The sequence below is a fragment of the Phormidium sp. CCY1219 genome (assembly GCF_035615515.1).
GTDB lineage: Bacteria > Cyanobacteriota > Cyanobacteriia > Cyanobacteriales > Laspinemataceae > CCY1219.
In genome coordinates this window covers 1-8,408 of record NZ_JAJENT010000208.1, presented here as the reverse complement: position 1 = coordinate 8,408, position 8,408 = coordinate 1, and the positions used below count along the sequence as shown (strand labels likewise).

Here is an 8,408-nt window from a genome sequence, read left to right as displayed (position 1 = left end):
GCGAGTGGCTGGATTTACCGGATTGTCTTTAGAACAAGTCCGGGAATTGCAGGCGCAGATGGACAATTAATCCTGCCTTTTTTCCGGCAAAGCGCCTGTCAATCCTCCAGTGGTATCGTTTTTACCTGTAAGGACAGGGCAGTGCCCTGTCCTTAAACCCAGTGGATTGGGGGATAGATTGGGGAAAAGGGGTCAGCAAGGGTGCAAATGATTTGGCTGAGTTAATTGGGGGGAGGCGGAGTCTTTAGGAGGGAGGGAATACCCTCCGATGGGAGGAATTGATTCAGGAAGCCGACGGGGATTGTGAAGGGAGAAAGATGACAATAGGATGGCGGATTGCGATATGATGAAATCGATCGCAGATTAGGACAAGGCCATGTCTTACTACCGCCATTTAGCGACCGTTTTGGGGTGGAGCGCGATCGCGGCGATCGCGGTTCCTGTGGGCACGAGGGCGCAACTGATTCCCGACAACAGCTTGGGAACGGAATCCTCTGCGATCGTGCCACAACCCGGGCAACAATTTCTCATCGAAGGGGGAGCGAGACGGGGCAGTAATTTATTCCACAGTTTCCAAGAATTTAATATCGGCGATACACAACAAGTTTTTTTCGCCAACCCAAATGGGATTGGCCATATTTTAACGCGGGTGACGGGGAGCAATGCGTCCCGGATTTTCGGCACCTTGGGGGTAAAAGGGGGTGCCAATCTGTTTTTAATCAATCCCAACGGGGTGGTTTTCGGACCGAATGCGCGTCTGGATGTGGGCGGGTCGTTTTTTGCTTCGAGTGCGGAGGCGATCGCCTTTCCCGATGGCGCGCTTTACCGCAGCAGCCCCACAGACAGCGCCCCCTTGCTGTCTGTGAATGTTCCCATCGGGTTGCAATATGGGTCTGCGCCCGGGTCGATCGCCGTGCAACACTCGGATCTAGCGGTAAAACCGGGACAAACCCTGGGCTTACTGGGGGGGGAAGTGCGCCTCACCGGTGCCACCCTGCGCGCGCCGGGGGGAGAAATCGCGATCGCCGGCTTGTCCGACGTGGGAGAAATTGCCCTCACGGGAGACACCCGGGAGTTGCCCGCAAGCGATCGCGCCGATGTGCGCCTGTCCGACTCGAGGGCCAGTATCGTGGGTGAAGGCGGCGGCAACCTGGCAATTTATACTCAAAATCTCGCCATGACCGCTAGCGATTTGTCAGCGGGAATCGAGGAAGGATTGGGTACGGCAGAGGCAGTGGGGGGAGATATTTACATCAGCGCCACAGATACGATAAGAGCGAGTGGAAACAGCCGAATTATGACCACCCTGAAACCGAACTCCCGAGGCAGGGGAGGCAACATTATCATCGACGCCGGAACCGTTATCCTGCGCGATTCCGTGGTAGTAAGCGAGACGCTTAGTGAGGGGAATGCCGGCAACCTCATTCTGAATGCCTCACAAAAAGTAGATTTTGCTTCCACCCAACCCTTCCCCCGAGAGGAGTCGGTGCCGCCACCGGGGGGAGAAGGGGAGCCCCCAGCAGAAAATCGGCCAAACCGCTTTAACACAGGCGTTAGCACCATTTCCCGAGAGGAGGCCACGGGAAATGCGGGGAGATTAACCCTAGAGGCACCGGAGATAACCCTCAACGGCAGAGTGAGAGTCAGCAGCGAGACCATCAGTGCGGGAAGTGGCGGTCAGCTCGCGATCGCCACCCACACCCTAACCGTGAATGGCGGGGCAGTGATTTCCACCCTAGCTGCCGGCAGTGGAGATGCGGGAGATATTGCGATCGCCGCCGATACCATCGAAGTCAGCGATCGGGGCAATCACTTCAACAAACTCGGCGGCATTTTGGCCACCGTCGATCCCAGAGCCAGCCGAGGCAATGGCGGCAACATCACTATCGATACCCGACGCCTCACCCTGCGCCAGAGTGGGATTATCGCGGCAGATTTATTCAGTGAGGGAAAAGGCGGCAATATCGTAATTCGCGCCACCGAAGAAGTTGCCGCGATCGGGCAAGAACCGGGTAAACCCCCCTCTCAACTCACTACCGCCGTCCAAGAGGGCGGCAGGGGAGACGGCGGTAACATTACCATCGAAACCGGGCGGTCGATCCTGCGCGACGGGGCGAGAATTAATGTAGGCACCGAAGGCATCGGGAACAGCGGCAATCTCACTATCCGCGCCGAGGAACGAGTGGAACTCAGCGGCCTCTCTCCCGAGGGATTTCCCAGTCGCTTCGTGGCGCAGACGGATCGAGGATCGGTCGGCCAAGGAGGAGATATAGTGGTGGACACGTCCCGGTTAATCCTGCGCGATGGCGCTCAAATTTCGGCAGCAACATTGGGAGAAAGTTCCGGGGGAAGCGTATTCGTCCGGGCGAGGGAGGCGATTGAAGCGATCGGCTTTCTTCCGGTGCGGGAAACCCTCGAGGCGGATATCGACTCGGAGTTGGTGCGCGATGAATCGGGCAAACGCTATCCCAGCGGGATTTTTGCCAGTTCTCCCGGATTGGGCGACGTGAACTCGCTGACGGTGGAAACCGGAACCCTGAGTTTGCAGCAGGGGGCGCAACTGTCGGTGAGCAGTCAGAACCAAGGGGTGGCGGGTAACTTGCGGGTGCGTGCCGATGCCGTGCGCTTATACAATAGCAGTCTGAGCGCCGAAAGCATCGAGGGCACGCAAGCCAATATTGTTGTGGTCAGTCCGGACATTCAATTGCAGGAGCGATCGCGCATTACCACGAACGCCCGAGGCAACGCCACGGGGGGTAACATTACCCTCAATACCGATATTCTCACCGCCCTGGGAAATAGCGATATCAGCGCCAATGCCCTGGATAACTTTGGCGGACGGGTAATCATTCACGCGCGCGGCATTGTGGGCGCAGAATTTCGCCCCTTTCCTACGCCGGAAAGCGATATTATGGCCTCTTCCAAACTCGGTCCGTCGTTTAGCGGGATTGTGGAAATCAATACGCCAGACGTGAATCCCGAGGCAGCATTGGCACTATTGCCCGATCGCGTTTGGGAACCGATGGGCGAGATGGTGGCGGGATGTGCGGCAGATGAGGGCAATCACTTCGCGGTGGTGGGACGCGGAGGATTGCCGGAAGATCCGCGCGGCATCCTGCGCGGGGAAGTTCTCGTCCAGGATTTGCGCCCTCTGCCGGAGGAACCCGACGTCTCACATGTGCCGCTCCCGGAGAGCGATCGGACCCGCTATCGAATCCCGGTAGAGGCGCGCGGTTGGATTGTCAACGATCGCGGCGCTATCGAGTTAATCGCACATAGAGCCGCCTCGGGGCTTCCCTATCGCCTCACTTGCAAGCGGGGGCGGCAATTTTAACCCTATCAACGCTCATCGGCGATCGCCGAGAGTCCGGCCAATTCTAACAAGCTTTCCCACTGGGCATTGATGCGGCCATCTTCAGGATGGGTTTGCCGCGCTTGTACCAAACTCGCCACTAAATCGTACCAATACCCCCGTTCTCCATACCACTGGGCTTGTTCCTCGGCGGGTTTCCCCGCCAGCCCTTTTTCCACCTCCGCCGTTTGCTCTACCCGTTGTACCCAACCGCTGAATACCGGATCGTCCGGGGTCGGCGTTGTGCCGCAAATCACGGTCAAAACCCACTGATAATTTTTGCCGACGCTTAACGGGGGCGCGTCTTCCGGCAATCGAAAACTCACAATGGTTTCGGTTTCTGCAATGGGTAACAATGCCCGCTGGTAATAGTCCCCGGACTCATCTTTAAAGGCCAACAAGACTTGTTGTGCGGTAGTCTCTGGTATATATACAAACACCCGGGGATGTTCTTCTAGGGTCAATCCGTAATTGCGCGGCGGCACGATCGCCCGCATCGCCGGTTCCGAGGCGGCACATCGCACTCCATCCCGCGACCCCGCCCCCGCTGTATCGTCCGGGTGTCCCTCTCCGGGGGGTTCAAAGTTTTCCTCGAACACCACCGGTTGTCTCGTCAGGGGGGATTCCCCAGCTAGGGTGGCGCTGCGAGATATCCCCGGCAGATTTACGCACAACAATTCTAACGCTAACCCGACGGTTAAAAGTTTGCAACAATTAGACCAACGCATCGTTTTCCTTCTCCGATAGTCTGTAATCGAGTTTGTTTTCCGATGCTGCGGTTTGCGAGTCTTCACGATCGCTGGAAGTCTCGCCGAGAATGACTTGAGGTGCCAGCGATCGCACAACCCTGGCAATCTCCCTCGGGGAAACCGCAGAACCGAAATCCTTTCCCGAGACGGATCCCTCGCCCCAGGACCTCTCTACTCTATTGTGCAAGACAATTTGATGATTGGCGATGCAGTGGATCGGTTCCACCCGCGATCGCGATCGCCGATCCAGGTAATCCATTTCACTGCCAATTCCCCACCAACACAAATGGCGACCAATAATAAGGATGCTGGTATTTAGAATTCTTTAACAACCACAATTGCCCCTCTCGCAGCGCTTGCGCTTTTGGTACTCCTTGGCGCAGCAGGCGATAAAATTGTGCCATGAATTGCGCCGTGGAATCATCCTGCACGGACCACAGAGTCGCCAAGGTACTGCGCGCCCCCGAACGAACCGCCACCCCCGCTAACCCCAAGGCGGCGCGGTTGTCCCCTTTCGCTGTCTGACAAGCGCTCAATACCAACAGTTCGATCGCCTGTCTATTGCGTCGATTTTTCAGCAGACTATCTAAATCTTTCACATAAATGCGATCGTCCCAGGTTAACAAAAAGGTTTCCTCCGCTTTAGAACTAAATTGTCCGTGGGTGGCTAAATGAATTCCATCAAACTGTCGCGATTCCACTTGATTTGCTAACCGATTTTTGGTAAACTCTTCGTTCAAAAGAATGTGAGTCGAAATCAATCGCTCGATTTGCTCGATTTCGCCAATTACTCCCGGTAAGGGCGTAAATCCTTGCCGCGCTACAGCTAATCCTCCCATCAGCAAATCCAGGCGCGACTCGGATAATCCTCGAGATTCCAGCAGTTGCAACCCGGGGGTTAACGCAATGTTGTATTTTTCCACTAAAAACCGTTTCCCATCGTGCAATACCGACATGGGAAGACTGCGTAAAAATCCATCCAGAACAAAGACTAAGGTTTCAATCGGGTGCAATTCTAAAGTCGGTTCTGCGGGACGCACTAAGCGCTCGTACAAATTTTGCGCCGTCGGTAAGATTTCTTGGGGTTGAAAAATCGGGTTTAAATACTGACGGATGTCTTGAAAAAATTGCCCCCGTTCTGCATCAGAAAGGGCGCTGCCGTAATGTTGCAACGGCTGTCCGGAAATGGAGAGAATGACTTCTAATCGATTGTCGAGCAAGATGGGATAAATCACCGCCGCTTGGGCATCGATCTCTTCGATGGGTTTGGGTTGATAGGTTTCGCAGGCTTCTTGAAAAAAGTTTTCTAATTCTCGCAATTGCAACGCTTCGATCGCTTTTCGAGAAGCTTCGAGTCGTTGTTGTTGGGTTGCGGGAGATAAGCTATCCACATCTTGCAAGAGCAATTGCACGAACTGACGATAAATCGGTTCGATTTCATCCCGAAAGGTAAAGCGTACTTCCGAATCAACGGCGACTAAATCCTGACGCAAAGATTCCAGGGTTTGGATGGCTTGTTGATAAGCTGCGATCGCCTCATTAATCTTCCCTTGCGCGTTGAGAATTCGTCCCGATTGCCATTGCAACAATGCCCATAAATCTCCCTCGGCATTTGGTCTGTCTGCGAGAAACTCCATTGCCCGTTGAATCAATTCCCCGGCGTCGGACAGTCGTTCGCTTTGTTCGTATAAATGCGCCAATTGTGCTAAGGCATAAGCCGTTGCCCGAGAATCGTTTAACTGTTGGGCTTGGTGAATTGCGGCGGCAAGCTGTTCGGCGATCGCGGCTTTGCTAGGCGATTCTACTCCTTCCCATTGGCTGATTTTCATCGCGCTATCGGCAAAATTTACCCGGGCATAAACCGCCGCTCGACTGGGGGGTAAAGCCGAAAAATTCTCGGGAATTTCTCTGACAATGGCGAGGGCTTCGGATTGGCTATTGCTGGCAATATAGAGACTCAATTGATTAAGTTGCGCTTGAATTTTTGTTAGGGGAAAATTTGCTTGTTCCCTGGCTTGTTTGTAGTATTGAATGGCGGCAGCTTCATCGTTCCTGGCTCGGGCGGTATTGCCCAATCTCATCAAGGTTTCGGCGATATCTGCGGGAGAATTAAGCCGTTGAGAAATTTCTAAACTTTGGCAAAGAACTTGGTGCGATCGCGGCCAATCTCCCACCACTTGAAACACTCCTCCCAAACTTCGCAATACTGCTGCTTTTAAGTCCGAATCGGGCAAGGAGGCAAGCTGTTGGGTGAGTCGTTCTAACTGAATCCGCGCCCTGCGGTACAATCCCATGCTTTGCAAGGCTTGGGCTTGATTAATTTGAGCGGTAATTATTCCTTCGGTATCGTTGGAGTTGCGATAGAAAACTTCGGCTTGCTGCCAGGTTTCTAAGGCGGCTTCTGGGTTGCCTCGTTTGAAGTAAAGCGTGCCTTTTGCATTCAGAATTCGAGCCTCAAGCGCGGTATCGCCCAGGGTTTTGCTGGCGTTTAATGCGCGGTTGAGTGCAGTTTCGGCGGCATCCCATTGCCCTAATTGCTGATAGGCGATCGCCAGATAATTTTCGGTAAGCGCCAAGTGCCGGGTTTGACGGGTTTGCGCGAATTCGGCGGCGGCTTGTTGCCACACTTGAATGGCGGCGGCAAATTGCTGCGCTTCGTACAGTTGTTGCCCGCGATCGAGGAGGGACAACCGCGCCGGAGATTGGGCGATCGCGGGTGGGAACCCGGACAAAAATGCAACCCCGCTAGAATGGAGGGGCAAGGGGAAAATTGCCACCACCAGTAAAAATCCCCACAATGCTAATCCCAGATGGCGATAAAATCTCATTGCATTCTTCCTTTGTGGAATTTAACGCAGCACGAATGGCGATCGGTTGATTTTCAATGAATTTTCACCGTGGTTCTCCAATTGCTTAGCACCTCGAAAATCGGCACTTGCCTGGGTGGGGGCGGGTTTCGCATGCTATGCCAAAATGGCGATCGCCTCTCCCTATTCCAGAATTCTCCTGAAGCTCAACTTTTTCCGCTTCACCCCGCCTCAAAGTGATTAACCTAACCTTTTAGCTTATCAGCTCAAAGCATCAATCTTCATGCATAATTAACATTTTTTAAAATTTAACCCCCTGGCAGTGGGAGCGGAGCGCGAATTGCCCGTCGGGTAAACCCCGGAAGCGGGCTATAACTCTGGAATTTCTAAAATATTTCTTACGAAAGATACAAAACCGTGTGTTTTTCTGGTAAACTAAACTCAAACAAACAGTGGTATTAGGAATTTGTACGGGGACGATCCCGAGGGTGACTCCTGCCATTCCCGCACCAAGGGCAATCGCCAAACCCGCTGTTGGGTATTGCCAAAGAATTAAAATCCGCTCTAATTCTCCTAAAATTCGAGTCCTGCCCTTTAGCGGAAAGCACAATGCTTGCTGTTCCCAAAAAAAACAATTGGGAAAAAGTCGAGCAATCGTCGCGCGGAATGCACAATTCAATCCAGCATGGCTTTTATTTTACCACTCTTTTTATCTCCTTTAATTCCGGAGATTTTCGCAAGTTGAAAAAATCCAGACCATCAAAGGGCGAATCTAGAAACTGTCAATCAGAAGGAAGGCAAAAAATGAAAACCAACGAGCAAAAAAATACGAGCCAAGTGCCACCAGAAGTCAATAGTGACTTTCAAAGAAACGCACAAGTGAGCATACCGCCTGCGGAAGCACCCAGTAGCGACACCGGGGAAAACGTTCGCCAAAGGGGAATCGATCGCGATGGTTATTTGGATGCAGGAGAAACCCAGCGATCGCGACAAGTAGACTCGGGCGATCGCGACAATATATCGCGCGGTTTGCTCCTGGGGATTATCCTCGGTTCCCTGATTGGGGTGACGTTATTTGCGTTTTATATCCTGACGCAATGGGAGTGGTTAGGCGATCGCACAGATCGAGTCACCCCGGTTCCCGCCCCCACCCAGCCCCAAACTGAACCCACTCAGCCGCAAATTATCGAAAGAGAAACCATTATCGAAAGAGAGGTGCCGGTGCGGGAACAACCTGCCGGCGATCGCGCCCAACCGCAACCGGAAACCCCCGTAGCGCCTCCGCCGGCGCAAGAAGCACCGCCACCGGAGACGCCCGCCGCTCCCACTGCCCCTGCAAATACAGATACAGACGTTCCCGAAAGCGAGGTACAACAACCCCCCACCGACGCCGCACCCGTGGCACCAACCGAGGACTTGAACCGCGAAGCACAACCCTCGGAGGTGGCACCGACTGAGGAATTGGACGGCGAAGCACAACCCTCGGAGGTGGCACCGACT

The 8,408-nt window shown here is 53.9% G+C and carries 5 protein-coding genes; 2 read left to right on the top strand and 3 right to left on the bottom strand.

The genetic code is table 11. From position 1 onward, the window contains the following. The first annotated feature begins 376 nt into the window (after positions 1–376). Complete coding sequence (locus LKK83_RS01505) at positions 377–3,334, top strand: filamentous hemagglutinin N-terminal domain-containing protein (protein WP_324628982.1); 2,958 nt, start codon at positions 377–379, stop codon at positions 3,332–3,334. Positions 3,335–3,339: 5 nt separating this feature from the next. Here the strand turns inward: LKK83_RS01505 and LKK83_RS01500 are convergent, their stop codons facing one another. The 3 genes from LKK83_RS01500 to LKK83_RS01490 are packed head-to-tail and all read right to left on the bottom strand — an operon-like array spanning position 3,340 to position 6,929. Continuing rightward, complete coding sequence (locus tag LKK83_RS01500) at positions 3,340–4,080, bottom strand: DUF928 domain-containing protein (RefSeq protein WP_324628981.1); 741 nt, start codon at positions 4,078–4,080, stop codon at positions 3,340–3,342. After that, entirely contained in the window at positions 4,067–4,360 is a 294-nt protein-coding gene (locus LKK83_RS01495; protein ID WP_324628980.1) for a hypothetical protein, read from the bottom strand. Before LKK83_RS01495 ends, LKK83_RS01500 begins: the two co-directional genes overlap by 14 nt. 1 nt (position 4,361) lies before the next feature. Continuing rightward, a complete protein-coding gene (locus LKK83_RS01490) occupies positions 4,362–6,929 on the bottom strand; it encodes a CHAT domain-containing protein (RefSeq protein ID WP_324628979.1) in 2,568 nt (855 codons plus the stop codon). A 783-nt stretch (positions 6,930–7,712) separates the two neighbouring features. Here LKK83_RS01490 and LKK83_RS01485 point away from each other — a divergent pair. Next, positions 7,713–8,408, top strand: a 696-nt coding sequence (locus LKK83_RS01485) for a hypothetical protein (protein WP_324628978.1), incomplete at its 3' end; no start/stop codon positions are given.